Annotated in this window: 20 protein-coding genes; 13 read left to right on the top strand and 7 right to left on the bottom strand. The window is 40.9% G+C overall.

The window, feature by feature from the left end:
• Positions 1-474: 474 nt before the first annotated feature.
• Positions 475-1,299 carry a DUF2887 domain-containing protein gene (locus V7L20_RS09325; RefSeq protein WP_334743801.1) on the bottom strand — a complete coding sequence of 275 codons (825 nt, stop codon included), beginning with the start codon at positions 1,297-1,299 and terminating at the stop codon, positions 475-477.
• Positions 1,300-1,487: 188 nt separating this feature from the next.
• Between V7L20_RS09325 and menB the strand changes: the two genes are divergently transcribed.
• The gene (gene menB / locus V7L20_RS09320) at positions 1,488-2,321 is read left to right on the top strand and encodes a 1,4-dihydroxy-2-naphthoyl-CoA synthase (RefSeq protein WP_334743803.1); all 834 of its coding nucleotides are present in this window, start codon (positions 1,488-1,490) and stop codon (positions 2,319-2,321) included.
• Between the two features lie 126 nt (positions 2,322-2,447).
• On the opposite strand, the gene V7L20_RS09315 is transcribed toward menB, so the two are convergent.
• Both V7L20_RS09315 and V7L20_RS09310 read right to left on the bottom strand, forming a co-directional pair.
• The gene (locus tag V7L20_RS09315) at positions 2,448-2,762 is read right to left on the bottom strand and encodes a hypothetical protein (RefSeq protein WP_334743800.1); all 315 of its coding nucleotides are present in this window, start codon (positions 2,760-2,762) and stop codon (positions 2,448-2,450) included.
• A gap of 444 nt (positions 2,763-3,206) precedes the next feature.
• A complete protein-coding gene (locus tag V7L20_RS09310; protein WP_334743799.1) occupies positions 3,207-3,746 on the bottom strand; it encodes a DUF721 domain-containing protein in 540 nt (179 codons plus the stop codon).
• 202 nt (positions 3,747-3,948) lie between these two features.
• Between V7L20_RS09310 and V7L20_RS09305 the strand changes: the two genes are divergently transcribed.
• The 7 genes from V7L20_RS09305 to uvrC all read left to right on the top strand — a co-directional run bounded on the left by V7L20_RS09305 (position 3,949) and on the right by uvrC (position 13,121).
• Complete coding sequence (locus V7L20_RS09305; protein WP_334743798.1) at positions 3,949-5,289, top strand: hypothetical protein; 1,341 nt, start codon at positions 3,949-3,951, stop codon at positions 5,287-5,289.
• A gap of 127 nt (positions 5,290-5,416) precedes the next feature.
• Positions 5,417-6,169, top strand: a complete 753-nt coding sequence (locus tag V7L20_RS09300) for a PspA/IM30 family protein (protein ID WP_334743797.1) — start codon at positions 5,417-5,419, stop codon at positions 6,167-6,169.
• Positions 6,170-6,475: 306 nt separating this feature from the next.
• Positions 6,476-7,252 (top strand): PspA/IM30 family protein, encoded by a 777-nt coding sequence (locus V7L20_RS09295; RefSeq protein WP_334743796.1) that lies wholly within the window; start codon positions 6,476-6,478, stop codon positions 7,250-7,252.
• A 174-nt stretch (positions 7,253-7,426) separates the two neighbouring features.
• The gene (locus V7L20_RS09290; protein WP_334743795.1) at positions 7,427-7,762 is read left to right on the top strand and encodes a thioredoxin family protein; all 336 of its coding nucleotides are present in this window, start codon (positions 7,427-7,429) and stop codon (positions 7,760-7,762) included.
• A 151-nt stretch (positions 7,763-7,913) separates the two neighbouring features.
• Positions 7,914-9,170: an LL-diaminopimelate aminotransferase gene (locus V7L20_RS09285; RefSeq protein ID WP_334743802.1), complete on the top strand. Its 1,257-nt coding sequence runs from the start codon at positions 7,914-7,916 to the stop codon at positions 9,168-9,170.
• A gap of 418 nt (positions 9,171-9,588) precedes the next feature.
• Positions 9,589-10,491, top strand: a complete 903-nt coding sequence (locus V7L20_RS09280; RefSeq protein WP_334743794.1) for an NF038130 family PEP-CTERM protein — start codon at positions 9,589-9,591, stop codon at positions 10,489-10,491.
• Positions 10,492-11,243: 752 nt separating this feature from the next.
• Positions 11,244-13,121, top strand: a complete 1,878-nt coding sequence (uvrC, locus tag V7L20_RS09275; protein ID WP_334743793.1) for an excinuclease ABC subunit UvrC — start codon at positions 11,244-11,246, stop codon at positions 13,119-13,121.
• Positions 13,122-13,166: 45 nt separating this feature from the next.
• On the opposite strand, the gene V7L20_RS09270 is transcribed toward uvrC, so the two are convergent.
• The gene (locus V7L20_RS09270) at positions 13,167-13,553 is read right to left on the bottom strand and encodes a hypothetical protein (protein ID WP_334743792.1); all 387 of its coding nucleotides are present in this window, start codon (positions 13,551-13,553) and stop codon (positions 13,167-13,169) included.
• Between the two features lie 965 nt (positions 13,554-14,518).
• Between V7L20_RS09270 and V7L20_RS09265 the strand changes: the two genes are divergently transcribed.
• The 5 genes from V7L20_RS09265 to V7L20_RS09245 all read left to right on the top strand — a co-directional run bounded on the left by V7L20_RS09265 (position 14,519) and on the right by V7L20_RS09245 (position 17,297).
• Positions 14,519-15,136, top strand: coding sequence for a hypothetical protein (locus tag V7L20_RS09265; protein WP_334743791.1), 618 nt, complete (start codon positions 14,519-14,521; stop codon positions 15,134-15,136).
• Positions 15,137-15,156: 20 nt separating this feature from the next.
• Positions 15,157-15,537, top strand: coding sequence for a hypothetical protein (locus tag V7L20_RS09260; RefSeq protein ID WP_334743790.1), 381 nt, complete (start codon positions 15,157-15,159; stop codon positions 15,535-15,537).
• A gap of 129 nt (positions 15,538-15,666) precedes the next feature.
• On the top strand, positions 15,667-16,047 hold the full coding sequence (locus V7L20_RS09255; RefSeq protein WP_334743789.1) for a hypothetical protein: 381 nt from the start codon (positions 15,667-15,669) through the stop codon (positions 16,045-16,047).
• Positions 16,048-16,107: 60 nt separating this feature from the next.
• Positions 16,108-16,557 carry a hypothetical protein gene (locus V7L20_RS09250; RefSeq protein WP_334743788.1) on the top strand — a complete coding sequence of 150 codons (450 nt, stop codon included), beginning with the start codon at positions 16,108-16,110 and terminating at the stop codon, positions 16,555-16,557.
• A 560-nt stretch (positions 16,558-17,117) separates the two neighbouring features.
• Positions 17,118-17,297: a replication restart DNA helicase PriA gene (locus tag V7L20_RS09245; RefSeq protein ID WP_334743787.1), complete on the top strand. Its 180-nt coding sequence runs from the start codon at positions 17,118-17,120 to the stop codon at positions 17,295-17,297.
• 77 nt (positions 17,298-17,374) lie between these two features.
• Here V7L20_RS09245 and V7L20_RS09240 read toward each other — a convergent pair whose 3' ends face one another.
• The 3 genes from V7L20_RS09240 to V7L20_RS09230 form a co-directional block, all read right to left on the bottom strand.
• A complete protein-coding gene (locus tag V7L20_RS09240; protein WP_334743786.1) occupies positions 17,375-17,845 on the bottom strand; it encodes a hypothetical protein in 471 nt (156 codons plus the stop codon).
• A 196-nt stretch (positions 17,846-18,041) separates the two neighbouring features.
• Entirely contained in the window at positions 18,042-19,181 is a 1,140-nt protein-coding gene (rlmN, locus tag V7L20_RS09235) for a 23S rRNA (adenine(2503)-C(2))-methyltransferase RlmN (protein ID WP_334743785.1), read from the bottom strand.
• A 78-nt stretch (positions 19,182-19,259) separates the two neighbouring features.
• The gene (locus V7L20_RS09230) at positions 19,260-19,613 is read right to left on the bottom strand and encodes a phenylpyruvate tautomerase MIF-related protein (RefSeq protein WP_334743784.1); all 354 of its coding nucleotides are present in this window, start codon (positions 19,611-19,613) and stop codon (positions 19,260-19,262) included.
• Positions 19,614-19,882: the final 269 nt, after the last annotated feature.

Below are 19,882 nucleotides of genomic sequence, written 5' to 3'. Positions count from 1 at the left end.
TTTCATTATTGCCCAAGACATCATATTTGCATAGTCGAGTCTAGAGTTGAGGTGGATAAAGACCACAACTGGGCGCGACTTTTCAACTGAGAATTTGAATTGTTTTAGTGTGCAATCTGTTAATGTTGGGGTCATGCTTTATCGCTGCTGAAATGCATGTCCTATATAGATTTTCGCAGTTTTTGACCCCATTTTTTATCTCTTTTTGAGAAATCCAGGCTAGTGATAATGTCTGAATTTTGGTTAAAAGTTCCTCAACAATTTTATCAAATAGTCGTTTTAACAGTCGCAGGATAAGCGATGTCTACGACGGGCTACGCCTACGCACTTTTTCTTCCACTGCTTTTGATATACCTGCATGTCTTCCAGCCTCAGATTCATCAAAGCTGCAAATGCTTCTTCACTTCGGATTTGTAGCTATGAAAATTTTACTTGAGTGCGATCGGCCTTCTCCTGTGTATCTGTAGGTGAAACTTACCCGCTTACTTCACCTTGTAACCACCCTTCCAAGTCAGCAAGAGTAGAGAAATCCAACAAAGCATCACCTAAAGCTTCCAACTGTTCCACCGATAACCCTTGAATCTGTGACAGAAGCGCATCAGGAATATTATCCAAGCGCCGATTTAATAGTCGTAAAATGATTTTTCTTTCTCCTTCTTCCTGCGCTTCCCGAATCGCCCGTGGTTCTTCCAAATTCAGTCCCAACATTGCTTGAATCTCCTCTCGACTCAGGTTATAAAACTTGTAGACGATAATCGTCGTAACTAAATCAATTATCACTTGCTCCGATTGTTGCCGTGCTTGTTCCAGCAAAAACCGCGCCCCTTCTACTGCTTCCGTTTCAGAAGTAACATTTGTCAGCAACATCAAACCCAATCCCAAAGGTTGTTCTCGCAAATCCCTCAACTCATCCAGATAAACCCGCCTGATTTGACCACTTTCCAACAAAGCGCGGTGAATCCTTGAGTTAGAAGATTCCAGGCTGCGAGAACCAAAAATTATGACTCCAAACCAGTCATCGTAACGGATAGAGTGGCGGTAGAGAAACAAAAACAACTCACTAAAGAACCGATGATATAAGTCTTCGTCCTTCTGAAACTGCACTTCTGCAAAAAAGACAGTTTTGAAAACTGCATTAGCCGGAGGTAAAAATACTCCATCAATCCGAAACGCTGTTTCTTTTACTTCAACTGATTCAAACTGGTAGTTTTCTGCTTCTGGGGGTGGTTTATCTACTAATGCAAACAGCAAACCGGGAAATTGCTTAAATAATTTGTAGAAGATGGTGTCACGTCGCATTTTTATTCCTCAACACCCAGACAATTACCAGATTGTAAAGGCTTGAGACACCAATTTTAGCGTAGGCGTAGCCCACACTTCGGCTGCGCCCTTCGGCTACGCTCAGGGCAGGCTCAGTGACCACCGCAGGTATCGCTTGTCCCTACGTCCGCGATAAAATTCTCAAAGCAACAGCGCACTTCATACCAATGCAAATTAACTGGCAAACTGCCAAAACCTACGAAGACATCCTGTATCAAAAAACTGATGGCATTGCGAAAATCACCATCAACCGTCCCCATAAACGCAATGCTTTCCGTCCTGAAACTGTCTTTGAACTGTACGACGCTTTCTGTAATGCTCGTGAAGATACTACTATTGGTGTTGTCCTATTTACTGGTTATGGCCCACATACTGATGGCAAATATGCTTTCTGTTCTGGTGGCGATCAAAGCGTGCGGGGACATGCGGGTTATGTGGATGATACTGGCATCCCTCGCTTGAATGTGCTGGACTTACAACGCTTAATTCGTTCCATGCCGAAAGTGGTAATTGCTTTAGTAGCTGGATATGCGATCGGTGGTGGACATGTCCTACACTTGATTTGTGACCTTACCATCGCTGCTGATAACGCTATTTTTGGACAGACTGGTCCGAAAGTCGGCAGTTTCGACGGTGGTTTTGGAGCCAGCTATCTCGCCCGTATCGTGGGACAAAAAAAAGCTAGAGAAATTTGGTTTCTCTGCCGCCAATATAATGCACAACAAGCGCTAGAAATGGGCTTAATTAATTGTGTCGTCCCAGTGGAAGAACTAGAAACTGAAGGTATTCAATGGGCGCAAGAGATTTTAGAAAAAAGTCCGATCGCAATTCGATGTCTTAAAGCCGCCTTTAACGCTGATTGTGACGGACAAGCTGGTTTACAAGAACTCGCTGGCAATGCCACCCTACTTTATTACATGACACAAGAGGGGTCTGAAGGCAAACAAGCGTTTTTGGAAAAGCGACCACCAGATTTTCGCTCTTTTCCTTGGTTACCTTAAAACTGCAAAAATCGCACCTTACTAAAGGGTGCGATTTTTGTTGATATCAACATTTACAGTACTAAAAATCTTAAAAAAAATCTTATTTTAAGGAAATTACAAAATCAGTTCAGTAATAATGGATAACTAAATAACGACTGCTTTAATCTTTACCTGTTCTGATATACAGGCAGTTATTTCCTCTAAAGGGGCAAGAGCAGCATTGTCTACATCTGAGGCTAAGGGATGAGAAGATGTTAAAACTGGGGCTACATCTGGCAAACTCCAAGCATCTTCTAAGGTTTCCCAAGAAGGCGCAAAAGGTGGGAGCGCCAAAGAGCAAGCCTTCCAAGTCGCTTGAACTGGTGCTCCCAACTGCTGGCACGTTCCACCACGGCGACCTTCTGGCTGGTAATGACGGCAATATTTACAGGCAGATGCTAAAAATTTAATGGGTTTCATTTGGATTGATCTTTAGTGCCGTTTTTGGCTGAATTTCATCCTTATATTTTGCTTCTATATATAAAGACTGATAAGAGCCAAAAACTCCTTATTTTATATAGGTTTCAGCGATCCCAATGAAAAAATAAATTTCATGATATTTTTATATTCTTGTTATATATTTAAATAATTCTTAGAGTGGTTACCTATGGATTTTGGCGAAAAGTTATTAGGGATCAAGACTAAAACTAAATTTTTTGATTTATCCAGCCTTTTAACTTCCTCCTTAAGGAGAACTTAAGGCATATAATTTTAGATAAATAGCCTATTTTGCATACCACATTCGGCAGATTTGAGCAGTAAAATACATTTTTTCTCAAGAATTAGAACTATTTTATATAGCAGCAAGTTACTTGAGGAAAAATTGTGCTCAACAAATAATCGCTAAACTATTTTGCTTTCAATTTAAAACTTTTTAGCAGCACAGACAGAACAGACTTCCCAGCGCTGGAGTTCGCCGGGTGGGGTGGGAGATTGACACTGCGGACAAAGAGGTAAGCGATGCGATCGCGATCGCACAATCTTCGCCCAATGCCCAAAAGCAGCATTTACATCCTTGGTGGGTGTAACATCAAGGCGGCTAATCTCATCACCAAGGTAACTGGGATGTTCATGGGGCGAAACCGTTTGTTGCTGTTTTCTCTGCACAGATGGATTTTGCCAGTTAGCAGTAGAGAAGCGAATATCAACCAAAGGTGTTGGTAAGTTTTTATTCAATTTTAAAAGCAGAGACGAGCGGCCAAAAGTCAGGTTTTGCGCCCAAGCAGCACTAGAAGTTGCTACGGACAAAACATCGCGCTGAATCGACAATGGTCGAGTATTTGCAGCAACCACTGAGCCAACAACTTCTGGCCAAAACTTGAGCAGGCGTTGAAACGGTTGCTCTTGCCATTTAGCCTGCTTTTCTAAAGCGCCCAAAATATCATTAATTGATTTCAACGACATCGTTAAAAGTAGAGAGTGCGAGAAGATGAGGGAGCAGGGGGCAGGGGGCAGGGGGCAGGGGGCAGGGAGCAAGAAAGAATTTTCCCGTCTGCCTCTTTTCAATGCTTCATTCCCAATCTATCTATTTAAATAATTTTCGCTACTATTGTCACAAATATATCTAAAGTTAATTTCAGCAATCTACGTTTGAGGCACAGAGGCAATGACTCAAAACCCCCTGAATAATTCCGGTACTCAATCGTCTAAAACACCTGCGTTGAAACCAGCACTAGCAGCAGCGCTAGCGAGTTTAGAAGTGCCACTAGATCAAGAGTTAGCTCGATACCGACGCACGCGAACTGGTTTGGTAGCATCAAAGCAGCCTCATTTTGCAACTTACATAAGCAGTCAATCTCACCCGTTAACTGCCATTCCTACAACATCGGGCACAACTCAGTCATCAGTAAGCGAAACTAAACCTAACGTGCCGCCTATATCTGTACCCGTGAATATTCAGGGAACTTCAACGCCATCTGCAAAAATTGACATACCACCGACATCTTCTCTAGCTGTGAATCCTCAAAAGAACCCAGCATCACCTATGGCAAAAGTTGAAGAACTAAATGATCTCAATGTGCCCTCTGCCTCAGATTCTGCTAAAACACAAACTCAACTTCCGCCGCCACCGCCGAACTTTAGTAGCAGCATCGTGCCAGCAATCATTAAAGATACTAAGAGCGAAAACCTCTTGCAGCCAAATGACACCCCCAAGCACCCAGATGACTATTTGGAATCTAGTGAAGCACTGCTGCGAAGTCTGACAGAAGAACAACCAGAAACCAAGAAACCAAGCAATTCTAGCGATAGTCTGCTATCACCTTTAGGTATCGGCTCGATGTTGCTGCTATTGGTAGCGAGTCTTACCTTGGGTTATGTAGTGTTCAATCCCAAAAGCTTGCCAGAATGGAATTTAGGCAAGTTGTTTAATGGGAACTCGTCTCCCGCACCAGAAAATGCTCAGGAAGTCGGAAGTACTGTCCAACCTCAGATCCAACCACCAAGCACATCTATACCCAAGTATCCTAATCTCGCTGCCCAAGAGTTTCCTGAAGTTAGAGACCCCAATGATGTGGTTGGCTTAAAACCCAAAGTCCAACCAACCCTCACAGCAGTTCCGAATCCAGTCGTTCCCCAAAACCTCACAAATCCTCAAGCGGCATTGCCTGAACCCAACACAGCCCTAAAACCGAAAAATCCGATCGCTTTAGCACCAGTACCGACAGTACAGCCCTTGCCTCCCCTGAATTTGCCTCCCACTTCAACGGCAAATACCTTACCCAAGCCGGATGCAGAAATCAAACCAGCAACAGATGGGTTCTATCATGTAGTGATAGATAATAAAGGTGCAGCTTTTGCCTCAGCACGGCAAGTAATTCCCGATGCTTATTTATCATCCAATAAAGAATTGATTTATTTGGGTGCTTTTAAGACTAAACAGCAAGTACAACAACATCTGAAATTGTTACAGACAAAGGGAATCAACGCACGGATTCAGCAGCCATAAGTTACGAAAATCTACGATACCATGAGAGAACAGTCCTGAGTTATGAGCGCTGAGTCAATGAGTACTGAGTGCTGTTAGCTATCCGCTAACAGCACTCAGTACTGGGTTTCGTGAATGGAGAGCCGACATGGCATTAATCAAGCGTATCCTGCGGGTGATTCGAGCTAATCTCAATAGTTTGATCAGTGGTGCAGAAGATCCAGAAAAGATTCTAGAGCAAACTGTTCTAGAGATGCAGGAAAATCTGGTGCGGTTGCGGCAGGGTGTAGCACAAGCGATCGCTACCCAAAAACGCACCGAACGGCAGGCGGTTGCCGCCCAGTCTCAAACAGAAGAATGGTATCGCCGCGCCCAATTGGCCCTGCAACAAGGCAGCGAACTTCTAGCACGGGAAGCTTTGACTAAGCGCCAAGCTTATAAAGAAACCGCCACAACTCTGTTTTCTCAAATAGAGCAGCAAAACGAGATAGTCGCTAGGCTAAAAAAGGATATGCGATCGCTAGAGTTAAAAATTTCTGAGGCGAAAACAAAAAAAGATATGTATATTGCTCGTGCCCGTTCTGCCGAAGCGTCTTATCGCCTCCAGGAAATGCTTGGCACAGTTTCGACCACCAGCAGTCTGAATGCCTTTGAGCGTATGGAAGAAAAAGTTTCGCAAATAGAAGCTAAATCAGAAGCAATAGCTCAACTCAGTAGCGACGACTTGAAAACACAATTTACTTCTTTAGAATCTACTAATAATGTAGATGCCGAATTGGCAGCGATGAAGGTGCAGGTTTTAAACGGGGCAGAAAACACACAGCACAACAGTCTCCTCACCCAGGAAAGCCAAAAGACACAGCCTGCCCAACAACAGTTACCTAAAACTCAGGATTCTTGAAAAATAGGCACAGGAGTAAGGAGCAAGGGAGACAAGGTGACTTGAGTGAAAACTTGCAACAAGTCTTTCCCTTTGTCTCTAATTCTTCTTGTCCCCAAGTCTTCTGCCGCTACTTTCCACTCAGCACTTTGAATGATGTCGTTGAAGTTCTGCTAATTACCCCACTTTGGAGATATCTTAACAATTAAGAGTTGTTATAACGTACTGATTTAAACCGGAAAGATTACATTGAAATAAGTAGCTATTAAAAAATAAAAAGCTAACTGTCCAAGAAAAAGCGTAAACCAAACAAGGAAAAACAAAGTTATGGGATTATTTGATCGCATTAAGCGAGTAGTTAGTTCTAACCTTAACGATCTGGTTAACAAAGCCGAAGACCCCGAAAAAATGCTAGAACAAGCCATCCTGGAAATGCAGGAAGACTTGGTGCAGCTGCGTCAGGGAGTAGCTCAAGCGATCGCCTCCCAAAAACGCAGTGAGAAACAGTATAATGATGCCCAAAATGAAATCAATAAGTGGCAACGCAATGCCCAGTTGGCGCTGCAAAAAGGTGATGAAAACCTAGCACGACAAGCTCTAGAGCGCAAAAAAACTTATACAGACACCAGCACCGCCCTCAAAGCTAGTTTAGACACCCAAAGCACTCAAGTTGAAACCCTCAAGCGCAACTTAATCCAGCTGGAAAGCAAGATTTCTGAAGCTAAAACCAAGAAAGAAATGCTTAAAGCTCGGATCACCACCGCCAAAGCCCAAGAGCAACTTCAAGGCATGGTGCGTGGGATGAATACCAGCAGTGCAATGGCTGCCTTCGAGCGGATGGAAGAAAAAGTCTTGATGCAAGAATCCCGGGCCCAGGCAGCAGGAGAGTTGGCGGGTGCCGATTTAGAAAGCCAATTTGCCCTATTGGAAGGTAATAGCGATGTTGATGATGAATTGGCAGCTTTAAAAGCGCAAATGCTACCACCCGCCACTCCAGTCACTCAAGCACAACTGCCACCGCAACAAGAAACTACTGCTCCTAAATCTAATGAAGTGGTTGATGCCGAGTTGGATTCTCTACGCAAGCAATTGGATCAATTGTAAAATTGCTAGAAAACTCATTTGAGCTAGTCCCACACCTATTGGTTGTGGGATTTTACGTCACTAGTCAATAGTTAACAGTCAAAATAACTATGAATTATTGACTATAAACTATTGACTACTTTGGGATAAAGTATTGTGTGTGCCAACTTTGATCGCCACCTGATGGAGACTACAATGAGTAAGGCTGTAATCACCGTAACTGATGCTGAGTTTGAAACAGAAGTATTAAAAGCTGAACAGCCTGTATTAGTTTACTTTTGGGCTTCCTGGTGTGGGCCTTGTCAATTGATGTCGCCCCTGATTAACTCAGCTGCTACCAAATATAGCGATCGCCTCAAAGTCGTTAAAATGGAAATTGATCCTAACCCACTTACTGTTAAGCAGTATCAAGTGGAAGGTGTACCAGCTTTAAGACTATTTCAAGACCAGCAAGTTTTGATATCCACTGAGGGAGTCATCGGTAAAGATAAATTGCTCGAACTCTTAGATACGCACTTAAATAGTAATTAGTCATTAGTCATTAGTCATTGGTTATTGGTCACTTGTACTGAGTGTTGCCGTAAAGCCTGCGACACAGCTACGCTTAGGGCGCAGCCTCTTGTAGAGAAATATTGGTCATTGGACAAAAGACAAATGATAAATGACAAATGACAAAGGACAAATGACTAACATGGAATTTGCAAAGCGTTTACAACCCCTGCAGTCTAATGTATTTGCTGATATGGACAGAGCTAAGGCGATCGCTTTGGCCGCTGGACGAGAGGTAATTGATTTGTCGTTGGGGTCTTCTGATTTACCACCTGAGGCACATGTGATCGAGGCAATCGCCCAGTCTCTTTGCGATCGCAGTACCCACGGCTATCTGTTGTTTAACGGTACTCAAAGGTTTCGTGAAGCAGCAGCCAACTGGTACGAACAAAAATTTGGTATCAAAGTCGATCCTCAAACTGAGGTACTACCTCTAATTGGTTCTCAAGAAGGTACTGCCCATTTACCCCTAGCAATACTCAATCCAGGAGATTTTGCCCTATTGCTCGACCCGGGTTATCCCTCTCATGCGGGAGGAGTCTACCTAGCCAGTGGTCAAATCTACCCGATGCCACTACGGGTAGAAAACGCTTTTTTACCAGTGTTTGCTGATATTCCTGCCCCAGTCTTGGCTCAGTCACGGATGATGGTATTAAGTTATCCTCACAATCCCACTGCTGCGATCGCTCCTTTATCTTTTTTCCAAGAAGCTGTCGCCTTCTGTCAGCAACACAATCTTGTGCTAGTTCACGATTTCCCCTACGTAGATTTGGTATTTCAGGAAACTGGGGAGTCGCCAGATTCTTCTCCCAATCCAAAATCCAAAATCGTTCGACTGAACGAAGCCGAAGTCCAAAATCCAAAATCCCTAGTCCCTTCAATTCTGCAAGCTGATCCAGAAAAAAGCGTCTCGATTGAATTTTTCACCCTTTCCAAGTCCTACAATATGGGCGGTTTCCGCATTGGCTACGCCATCGGTAATGCCGAGTTAATTAACGCCTTACGCCAGGTAAAAGCCGCCGTTGATTTTAATCAGTATCAGGGGATTTTGAATGGTGCGATCGCTGCCCTAACTGGCCCTCAAGCTGGGGTAAAATCTGCTGTCGCTACCTTCCAGCAGCGCCGTGATGCTTTCATCACTGCTTTACACCGCATTGGCTGGAATGTTTCTACTCCCCAGGCCACAATGTACATTTGGGCAAAACTGCCCTCACATTGGAGTCAAAACTCAATCGAATTTTGTACTCAGCTAGTCAAACAAACTGGTGTCGCTGCTTCCCCAGGTGCTGGCTTTGGTAAATCAGGAGAAGGATATGTCCGCTTTGCCTTAGTGCATGAGCCACTTTTGTTAGAAACTGCTGTGGAAAGAATTGCCCAGTTCCTTCATTGAATTTCTTCTCAAGCTAAACACTTAAGATTTTTGGCAGCAAAGTCTATGGATAAAACACGCGCTCTAGAGGTGTGGCGCACATTTTTATGTCCCTAAGAATAACCGTACTATACAGACTTTAAAATTATTATACTTTTCTTTTTGTAACTCTTACAATCAAAATTTACGTAATTAAACGTAAAAGAATATCAAAAAATTTGTCATCTTTTTATTGATAACAGGAGGAACTTTACCCAATCAGGTCTCCCCGTTTCTTAAACTTGGTTTGTACGCTCAGATACCAAAAATTGCTAATAATGCAGGTTGCGCTTTTAAAGAGTCGTATTAACAAAAAGCCTGTAGTCAATACAGCTCAAGCTTAGAAACGGCAGTAGCTTAAAACTTAACTTCCAAATGATAGAGACTTGAAAAAATGAAAATGACTTTTCAGAAACTTTTAATTGGTACCTCAATGGCTATTGGTGTAAGCGCTGTTGCCACTGTACCAGCACAGGCTGGAACCCTCACTAGCGTCACTATTGGTGGAACAGCAGCCAGTGATTATTTAGTCTATGATTCCAATGCTACAAATACCTTTACAGTAGCAAACAATAGTGAAAATGTACAAAAAGTTCTAAGTGGTAACGCTGCCAGTCCTACTGGAAATGTGGAGCTAGCTGCTAGTAGTGAACAAGCTGGTTTTGATTTTACCAAAAACACCACGTTGACAGGTACAATCGGTGGGAAAACCCTGACTCTAAGCAGCCTCACTTTTGATGACTGGTTTGGAGTTGGCCAAACAACTACGACCTATGGGTTAAATAACTTAGCTAACACCTGGTTTAACCAGGTTCTAAATTCTAATAGTACCATTAGTACTTTACTCGCTGCATCCGGCTATACTAAACAGACTTTGTTTAACAGCTTTCTTACAAATGGCGGATTTCAACGCTTTAGTGACCCAAATATTTCTTATGTTAATCAAGATGACACTAGTGGTTTAATTAGTATTGGTTTAGCCGGTCACTTAAATGCTACACCCCTTATAACACCCTTTTTAGGATTGCCGTCTAACCTATCTAACCTACTTCCACCTTCATTACAAGCAAGTGAAATTGTCAAATACACTTATGATGGCAAGACTAACTACCTGTATAGTTTTAAAGCTACCGACTCTCATTTAGTTGAACAAATTGATCGCATATCCCATAGTGGTAATTATGAAGTCACTATCCAAGGTGTACCTCCCGCAGCAGTCCCAGAACCATCACTAATGCTTGGTTTGTTGGGTGTTGCTGGCGTGTTTGTTACGCAATGCAAGTTTAAAAAAGCATCTATTTAAGATTGCGGGTTCAAAACTACAAATAAGTAAGGGAGCTAACACCTCTCTTTTTTTATGAATAATTCCTCCCAGTTATAAGATTATTTAAGCTTCTAGGTTATACTGTTTATAAAAATATTTGCAACAAATTAATCGGTTATAAGGGTCTACATCTATATGCCTCTACCAATGGATTAAAAAATAATTTTTAATCACAAATAAACCTTGTATATTTGGAAAACTGTAATTTTTCATGAGAGTGTATTATTCGGTTGTGGCTTGAGTTGTGAGCTTTAACCTAATTCCAAAAAACTACGGTTTTCAAGGTAGATCCGGTTTAACTGTTGATTTTAAAATGCTAATTATAAATTCAAAAAGCTAAGTTTTTATTATGACAACTCCAAAAAGACGCGAAATTAGATCGGGTTTTGTCCCGCTATGCTAACGTATCACTGCGCTAATGTGTGTCTATAGGGTTTTGATGACAAACCAACTTGAGATGGTGCGCCGCTATCGTCGGAAACCAAGCCACCCTGCAAGAAGCCGCAGAAGCGCCTACAGACTTCTCTATGTGGAGACTAAAAACCTAGTACAGCGCGGCGGAAATAAGCAGACCATTTAAAACAGCTAGAAACCCTAAAATTAAAACCTTTTGACTTTTGACTTCCGCCTTGCAGTATTAGCTACTTTACATTTACTTGATAAATACTTTCTTAAATCGGCACGAAAAAATAATTTTTTTTAAAATAGAGAAAGATTAGCTAATTTTAGTTGTGACAATACCTACTCAAATATTACCACTGGTTAAAGAGCCAGAACGACTGGAAAATCGTCTAGCTGAAATTCCACCGGAACCGGGGGTTTATTTCATGCGGGACAGTAGCGATCGCATTATATATATAGGTAAATCACGTAAGTTGCGATCGCGTGTCCGTTCCTATTTCCGGGATGGCTACAACAAGAGTGAACGTATCGCCACGATGGTGAAGTTGGTGACAGAAATTGAATTCATTGTCACTGATACCGAAGCAGAAGCCCTAGCACTAGAAGCGAATTTGATCAAGCAGCACCAGCCATACTTTAACGTGCTGCTCAAAGATGATAAAAAATATCCCTATCTCTGCATCACTTGGTCAGAAGATTATCCACGAATTTTTATTACCCGTAAACGACAATTTGGCAAAGAAAAGGACAAATTTTACGGGCCTTATACTGATGCTGGTCTTTTACGAGAAATTGTCCGCCTGTGCAAGCGGATCTTTCCCCAACGACAACGACCTCAACCACTTTTTAAAGACCGTCCTTGCTTGAATTATGATTTAGGGCGTTGTCCAGGTGTGTGTCAACAGATGATTTCACCAGAAGAATATCGCAAAATTGTGCAAAAAATAGCGATGGTCTTCCAAGGGCGAACTCAGGAACTGATTGATATTTTGACTCAACAGATGAATGCAGCATCGGAAAACTTGAACTTTGAGTCAGCAGCACGGATTCGTGACCAAATTTCTGGGTTAAAGTCGCTGACAGCAAATCAAAAAGTTTCCTTACCAGATGATACAGTTTCACGGGATGCGATCGCACTGGCAGCCAACGAAGAATACGCTTGCATTCAACTATTCCAGATTCGTGCTGGACAATTAGTAGGACGCTTGGCTTTTGTCGCGGATGCTCACGCAGAACCGGGAGCTATTTTACAACGAGCTTTAGAGGAACATTATCAAACTGCTGACTCAGTGGAAATACCTTTAGAAATATTGGTACAGCATGATTTACCAGATAGCGAGATATTAGCGGATGTCTTAACTCAACGTAAAGGTAAAAAAGTCACAATCTTGACTCCTTTGCGGCAAACTAAGGCAGAATTAATTGAGATGGTAGAGCGAAATGCCCAGTATGAATTGCAAAGAATGCAGAAATTAGGCGATCGCAACGACCAAGCAATGCAAGATTTAGCAGCCATTCTCGATTTACCAGATGTACCCCACCGCATCGAAGGTTATGACATTTCCCATATTCAAGGGTCAAATGCAGTAGCTTCACAAGTCGTGTTTATCGACGGTTTACCAGCCAAACAGCATTATCGCCACTACAAAATTAAAAATCCCACAGTGACGGCGGGACATTCAGATGATTTTGCTAGTCTTGCTGAAGTTATTGGGCGACGGTTCCGTAAGTATGGCGACGATCCACAGTTGTCACGTTTGGGTAATCCAGATTGGCCTGATTTAATTATGATTGATGGTGGTAAAGGTCAATTATCATCAGTTGTCGCCGTTTTACAAGAGATGAATTTATTAGAAGACTTGCGAGTTGTGAGTCTGGCGAAGCAGCGAGAAGAGATTTTTTTACCGGGAGAATCTAAACCTTTAACAACTGATTCAGAACAATCAGGGGTGCAGTTGTTGCGGCGATTGCGGGATGAAGCGCATCGGTTCGCAGTGACTTTTCATCGTCAGCAACGCAGTGATAAATTGAAGCGATCGCGTTTAGATGAAATTCCTGGCTTAGGACATCATCGACAAAAGCAGTTACTAGGGCATTTTCGCTCAGTTGATTATATCCGGCAAGCTGCACCCACACAACTTGCAGAGGTTCCAGGAATCGGCCCGCATTTAGCTCAAGAAATTTACGATTATTTTCATCCTTCTTGATATGGCTGAAGTTTTCAATTCCAAGGCGGCAGTATTACTCGGCATCTATACTGTAGTATCGATCTCAAAAGTTGTCGAATTCTTCTGTGCTTCTTTAAAAAGCCAAAACATCAGATAGATGCCAAAATATTGCTGTTTTTCTTTTTCATCATAAGTCACAAATTTTTGAGCCTGTTGATATCGCTCTAATGCTTGCCGAAAGTTCTTTTTTGTAACTTTCTCTCCTAATGCTTGAGATAGCAATTGCCATAACGTAGACCCTACATCCTTCTTTATATAATCGAGGCAGTAGCCGCGATCGTTGGCAAACTGTTCGTATGTCTGATTTTCAGAAGATGCTTTTAACAAATCACTTTGTAAATCAGTTAAGTGTCTGCCAGATGATTTTGATACCACTTTATCCGCAACGGTTAATAACTCTTGGATGTTCATAGGTCAAACTAATCTGATGAATTTTATCTAGATGCTTAATTAGCGTAAATTAAAGGCTTTAACACCCTTTCTCCCACAGTGAACCACTGTGTTGCCTGGGTTCTCACGGCAGTTCCTTCTCCTGTCAAAAACGCTTGTGCGAACAAGTCGGGCATTGCCTACCCAAAGGATTGCCTCCCCGTTGTAGCAAGTGGCGTGAGAGGCTGTGACAAAGCGCTCGCTAATTTTGAATTTTAATAGTTTATATAGCAATCTGATTTGATCTATCAACTTACTCATGAAAACAGGGAACACGAGAGAAGAGAGGTAGAGGAGTAAGACGTTTTTTCAGAAGCCAAATAGGAATCATATAAAATTTGTGAACTTGAGATGATTGAAATATTATTTATCTAAGTATTTGTCATGATACAAGGTATGAAGTAATTTATGATGAAGTTTATTTGATCTTTAAAAATTAGCTTCTATTGACTAACTTTTAAAATAGTTGATTTAAACTTCATTTTATCTTTACTATTTTATTATCATTGCTTTAAAAAGTTAATTATTTATTTTTTAGAGTTAATCAGATATTTATTTCATGAATATTAATATTTCCCAATTTCCCACTTAATCCCACAAAACCCCCCTCGCTTTTTTTTGGGATCATTGAGAATATTAATTCGTGATGAAGAACGAACAGCAAAAATTTAAAAACCTCGACACTTTAAAGAGTAAATAAAGTGGTAAATACTACAGATAGCCATGATAGATACTCGTTATTGTTTTAATGAGGTAAAGCACCCAATGAGTCAACCAAGTACCTCAGAGTAAAAATTTGTCGTTGGGATAAAGCAGGAGGTAGGAGGCAAAAAGAAAGACAATTTTTCTTGAATTTATCTTTCTTAACAGAGTTTGGTTTTATTCTGCCAAGTTACTTAATCCATGACTCTTAACATCCTTCTTTTGCAATATCTAAAAAACTTCAAATGTTTAAAAAAGCTCTACGACTATTTACTAATTATTCCTTACTATGTCTACTGGGAGTAGTTAGTATAAATCTCGAAGCCCAAGCACAATCTGTCACTAACTCTGTTAATTCTCAATCTCAGCCTAATCAAGAGCAGACTCTTGATAATCAACAACGAAACTCTGCTGCAATTAATCAAACAGGAGTTTACAACCTTGGTGAATCGGCTACTTATAAAATTCAAGGAGTAGCCGGAATAAATGTTGTGTGTCCGCGACCATCTTTAATATTAGGGACTGCTTTAAGTTCTTATGACGGGATTAGTTTCTCTAACAATGCCTCTTATGCTGTGAATGCTGCTATAGTTTTCCCTCTGGGTGGAAGCTTAGGGAGTACTTGCAAACAAATGGCTGAGACTATTTCTCGTAAGACTCAATATGATGTAGAGATTATCAATGCTCGCGCCTGTGCTGAACTAATCAGCGCTGGTATCCAACTAAGCCCCGACAGCTTTCCTACTATTTATGCTGTCTGTAAAGGGGTTGCTATAAACAGAACTAATACAAATGAACCTAACAAACTTCCAAGGTTCCAGTCTCAAGAATTACCTAAAAATGAGACTGAAAAAGACAACTAATTCACAACGAAGATAAACTCATGAAAAAAGTTTTTAGTTTTGCTATTCTTGCTACCTTCTTAACTACTCCTGCTTTTGCTGGTGAAACATTTGTGCGTGACGAAAATTCATGGAGTAACAGCGTGACAAAGACTGATTTAATGCTTGATTCTAAGACTTTCTCACAACGTAACGAAAAATACAGTTCTTGGGCTGATAAGGTTGATGTCGATGGTGCTATTGATATCAGCACACCTGCTAGTGGTACAGAAATTTCCTTTGATAAATTTACGAATAATACAGCAGGTAGTGAGCTATATGGTAAATATAGTGAAACTAATTGGACTAATCTTGGTGGTACTATTAATACTACAACTAACTCATATACTAATGCTCATGAAACCAGCGCAGGTGTTCGTTAATTCTTAATAGTGTTTAATGCAATTTGAAAATATTCTAGGGTGGTTAATCCACCCTAGTACTTCTTTTAGTTCCTTTGGCAAGATTAGTTTCTCTGACAAAGCTAACTAATTTATAATGAGGACAAAGTAATGAAGAAAGTTCTTGGTTTAGCTATTCTTGCTACTTTGTTTGCTAGCCCTGCTAAAGCAGGTGAGACTTTTGTGTTGAACCAGTGGACAATTCAGCAAAGCAGAACAGAGACTAATTTCAACATCGATAATGTAACCAATTCAACTCGCACCCAAGATTACAATTCTTCGTCTAATAATATTTACATTGATGGTAAGGTTGAAACCGAATACAACAATGGTAAAGTCGGAAAAAGTTTTAAAAATTTTACCGTTCAGAATGCTGGTGCTGAACTAAATGGTAGTTTTAATGAAGAGACGACAGCTAGAGTATGGGGTACGATCAATACTATTATGAATTCATACACCACCTCCCACGAAAGCAGTGCAGGGATTCGTTAGTTATTATCCTGCTTAATATAATTGGAGAAAATTTTAGGGTGGAATAATCACCCTTTTTTTATGAAATATTCAATATTTTTAGCTGTTGCTTTATTGGCATGGATTGCGTTTATATATTCCCATAGAGTTTTTTCTATTACTCAGATGCCTACCTTCTTTATAAACTCTATCTTCAAAGTCTTTAATCAAAATACTAATGAAACTATACAGATTAAACAGATAAACTTGTCATCTGAAATCAGGGAAAATTTATATAACTCTATATCTACAGGTATGTCTTATGATGAAGTTCGTTCCATTCTAGGCTGGGATGGTATCTTGATTTATGAAAACAATATAGATTCTGCTGATGGACAAATACATGAAAAGATTTACCAGTGGAACAATCAAGATGTTTATTTGACTGATTACGAATCTCATAGAGAAGACATCAATCCATACTGGAGTGTCACACTTAGATTTCAAAACGATATCCTCATCAATAAAGCATCCTTTAACCTAGAAATCTAACCCAATTCGCAATGGGCAACTTTTGGAGACGCTGCGAACGCCCCGTTACGTTCGGCCTGGTCTTGTAGAGAAGATGCCGAGAGCCGAGAGTGCCAAGACTCATAAAGTGTGCGTAAGTCTTAGTTTTAATGAAATTAGCTCACCACAATTTAATATGATAAATCTTGCTAGCAAATATTAACTAAATCTTAAGATAGATATTTTGTTACTAAATATACAGTAATTTTCGGTGTTTAATTTTTGAATACAAGAACGGCTTTTTTTCTATTTGTCTGAAGTGACTATAAATAAGTCTCTCTCAAGGCATTCACCATAGGGATCAGTAAATCTCTAAGCAGTATTTAATTAAAAAACAATTTATGTATCTAAAGTAGGAGGGTAAAATCACTTAAATGTTAGGATAATATACAAAGATATCGTAAATGTTTCAAATCTGAAATTTTGTTTAAAATAATCAGCCTATATTAAGAAAGTTTGTTAAGTTGGGTCAAATCAAAATTTTTGCTAGTTTCACTGGCAGTTTTTTAAAATAAAAAATAATTACAAACAGGGGTTTTCAAATGCAGACAGTACAAAAAATTTACTGCCCAAATTGTGGTTGCCAAGCAGAACGCTATTATATTTTTGATAGTCAATTAACTCGAACACAATGCTCTAGTTGTGACTACTTGATGATTAGTTGTACTCGCACTGGCAAAGTGATTGAGGCTTACGCCCCAGGTATTTATGCACAGCGCTAGTGATTAAAAATTAAAAATTAGAGAAAATATTCCCTAATTTCTAATAATAAAATTACTTATCAACAATTTTGAGCATTTCACAGGTTGTTATTTTGTTGTTGGAATTGTTGCTGTCGTATCTGTTCTTGTAATCTCAATTGTTGCTGTTGTCTAATTTGTTGATCTTGTCTGAGTTGTTGCTGTTGTATTCTTAATTGTTGCTGTCGTGTAAAGTCTTGCCGTTGTTGTGTAAATTGTTCTTGTTGTAGTCTCAGTTGTTGCTGGCGTATCAGTTCTTGCCGTTGTTGTGTAAATTGTTGCTGTTGTAGTCTCAGTTGTTGTTGTAGCTGTGGTTGCTGAAACTGTTGCCGAAGCAATGTTTCATTAAATTGCTCTTGTGTTCGCTGAGTTTGCTCCTCTTGTTGTTGTCTAATTCTTTCTTGAAAAGACTCAGGTTGCTGAGGATTTGTCTGAATTATTTGTGCATAGGCAGGAGAATTAATTGATAAAGTTTTTGCAAGTACAATTAATAGTAGCCATGCTTTAACCATTAATAAGCGATTTAACATGCAATTATTTCCTTAATTGTTATAGGTTGGGTTGAAGATCGCTTAACCCTTAAAATGTCAACATTATTTATAATTGCTCTATAGGTACAAAACATAGACGGGGAATAGGGAATTAGGCTTTTCAAATTGTACCGAGCTTTTTCAAAAATCAAATATTAGTCCTATATATTGATTTATAAAATTGAGTACAAGGGGTTTAATTCTTACTTGCTCTAAGTTGTCCACAAGCAGCATCAGCTTCTAAACCACGGGAATAACGCACACTAACAGCAGTATTTTGTTGCTTAAGGACGTTGACAAATGCTTGAATGCGATCGCGGTTGGGGCGTTTGTAGTCTGCTTCTTGGATGGGATTATAAGGAATCAAATTCACATGACTTTGGAATCCTCGCAGACGCTTTGATAGTTCCAATGCATGTTCTGGTAAATCGTTGACACCAGCGAGGAGTATATATTCAAAGGTAACGCGGCGTCCAGTGATTTCTACATATTCTCGACATTCAGCCAGCAAATCTTCTAGAGGATAAGCGCGGGCGCTGGGGATGAGTTTTTCCCGCAGTGCTTGATTAGGGGCGTGGAGACTTACAGCGAGGGTGATTTGCAAATTGTTTTGCGCGAACTGACGGATGCGATCGCGAATCCCAACTGTAGAAACAGTAAGCGATCGCTGCCCAATACCGACATCTTGATTCAGGCATTTCAGCGCTGCTAGGACATTCTCAGTATTTAACAACGGTTCACCCAATCCCATAAACACCACATTGCTAACCCGAGGCAGCGCGTTGCGGGGGTTCCCCCCGTTGTAGCGACTGCCGTGTTGCTGAAAATCTTCTTGCACAGTTAACACCTGATCGACAATTTCATGCCGTGCTAGGTTGCGCTTGTAGCCTCCTTTACCAGTAGCGCAGAAATCGCACGCCATTGGACAACCCACTTGAGTAGAGACGCAAACTGTCAAACGGGATTTTGGCCCATCTCCCGCTTCTGCAAAGGTGGGAATGCCAACAGTTTCAATAATTTGATCGTCTGCTAATCGCAAAAGATATTTGACTGTGCCATCGGGAGCCACAGAGCGGTAATGTAAAATTGAGCGCCCAATGGGGATTTCTGCTACTTCCTTCCGCCATTGCTTGGAAAAGACAGAAATATCAGCTAGCGATCGCACTCCCTTGTCATAGATCCATTCATGCAGCTGCTTTCCTCTGTAAGCAGGTTGTCCCTGCTGCTGCACCCAAGTAGTTAACTCCGCAAGAGAAGCACCGAGAAGGGGAGGAATTAATTCTGATTTTACTGGGTTGTGTAACTCAACTTGAGATACAAGAGGCGTAGCAGACATAAAAAATCAAGAGTTGATGTAGGATCTCTATCCTACACCTGCCAGATTAACTTAGTCTTGACCAAAGAAGACGGGAAATTACCCAAAGGTTGTGCCGTTCCAGCCCCACATCGCACCCTTAGCGTCTGCAAACTCTATATAAATGCGATTTTTGGGCACACCTAGAGTTTGATTAATCTGCTGGCAAAATTCCTGACTCATTGCTGCGGTTTGATCTGGCTTCATTGTACCAACGCTCTTAATTTCAATGTAGCAAACCGGCTCTGTATTCCCCGCAAAGGTCATGGGAATTTCTGGCTCAAAAGCAGTCATTACATAAGATTCTGGTTTTCCCAAATGTTTCGCTAACTTGGCTGATAAGTTTAAAAGCATTGATTCAATTTCAGCTTTTTGAGGAGCAGTTGCAGAAGTTTGCACTTTGATTAATGGCATAGTACTAAATTGGGATTTGGGATTTTATTCACATTGTTAAGTTTATCGTTAGGTAGGGCAGGGGCAGGGGGCAGGGGGCAAGGGGCAGGGGGCAGGGGGAGTTAGAAGTTCAAGCATTGGCTTAAAGACTCATTCATCCACCTCAGAACTCCGTTCATCCACCTCAGATACTCATTCATCCACCTCAGAACTCCGTTCATCCACCTCAGAACTCCGTTCATCCACCTCAGAACTCCGTTCATCCACCTCAGAACTCCGTTCATCCACCT

The sequence above is a fragment of the Nostoc sp. genome (assembly GCF_036916735.1).
GTDB lineage: Bacteria > Cyanobacteriota > Cyanobacteriia > Cyanobacteriales > Nostocaceae > Nostoc.
Note: the sequence above shows the minus strand (reverse complement) of the source record. Positions and strands in the feature narration are given on the sequence as shown.

Coding starts and splice junctions, on each gene's coding strand:
- V7L20_RS09240 (WP_334743786.1), bottom strand. CDS start 17,845: ATGTTAAATCGCTTATTAATGGTTAAAGCATGGCTACTATTAATTGTA.
- V7L20_RS09250 (WP_334743788.1), top strand. CDS start 16,108: ATGAAATATTCAATATTTTTAGCTGTTGCTTTATTGGCATGGATTGCG.
- V7L20_RS09280 (WP_334743794.1), top strand. CDS start 9,589: ATGACTTTTCAGAAACTTTTAATTGGTACCTCAATGGCTATTGGTGTA.
- V7L20_RS09255 (WP_334743789.1), top strand. CDS start 15,667: ATGAAGAAAGTTCTTGGTTTAGCTATTCTTGCTACTTTGTTTGCTAGC.
- V7L20_RS09300 (WP_334743797.1), top strand. CDS start 5,417: ATGGCATTAATCAAGCGTATCCTGCGGGTGATTCGAGCTAATCTCAAT.
- menB (WP_334743803.1), top strand. CDS start 1,488: ATGCAAATTAACTGGCAAACTGCCAAAACCTACGAAGACATCCTGTAT.
- V7L20_RS09315 (WP_334743800.1), bottom strand. CDS start 2,762: ATGAAACCCATTAAATTTTTAGCATCTGCCTGTAAATATTGCCGTCAT.
- V7L20_RS09230 (WP_334743784.1), bottom strand. CDS start 19,613: ATGCCATTAATCAAAGTGCAAACTTCTGCAACTGCTCCTCAAAAAGCT.
- V7L20_RS09245 (WP_334743787.1), top strand. CDS start 17,118: ATGCAGACAGTACAAAAAATTTACTGCCCAAATTGTGGTTGCCAAGCA.
- V7L20_RS09265 (WP_334743791.1), top strand. CDS start 14,519: ATGTTTAAAAAAGCTCTACGACTATTTACTAATTATTCCTTACTATGT.
- V7L20_RS09295 (WP_334743796.1), top strand. CDS start 6,476: ATGGGATTATTTGATCGCATTAAGCGAGTAGTTAGTTCTAACCTTAAC.
- rlmN (WP_334743785.1), bottom strand. CDS start 19,181: ATGTCTGCTACGCCTCTTGTATCTCAAGTTGAGTTACACAACCCAGTA.
- V7L20_RS09270 (WP_334743792.1), bottom strand. CDS start 13,553: ATGAACATCCAAGAGTTATTAACCGTTGCGGATAAAGTGGTATCAAAA.
- V7L20_RS09285 (WP_334743802.1), top strand. CDS start 7,914: ATGACTAACATGGAATTTGCAAAGCGTTTACAACCCCTGCAGTCTAAT.
- V7L20_RS09290 (WP_334743795.1), top strand. CDS start 7,427: ATGAGTAAGGCTGTAATCACCGTAACTGATGCTGAGTTTGAAACAGAA.
- V7L20_RS09260 (WP_334743790.1), top strand. CDS start 15,157: ATGAAAAAAGTTTTTAGTTTTGCTATTCTTGCTACCTTCTTAACTACT.
- V7L20_RS09325 (WP_334743801.1), bottom strand. CDS start 1,299: ATGCGACGTGACACCATCTTCTACAAATTATTTAAGCAATTTCCCGGT.
- V7L20_RS09310 (WP_334743799.1), bottom strand. CDS start 3,746: ATGTCGTTGAAATCAATTAATGATATTTTGGGCGCTTTAGAAAAGCAG.
- V7L20_RS09305 (WP_334743798.1), top strand. CDS start 3,949: ATGACTCAAAACCCCCTGAATAATTCCGGTACTCAATCGTCTAAAACA.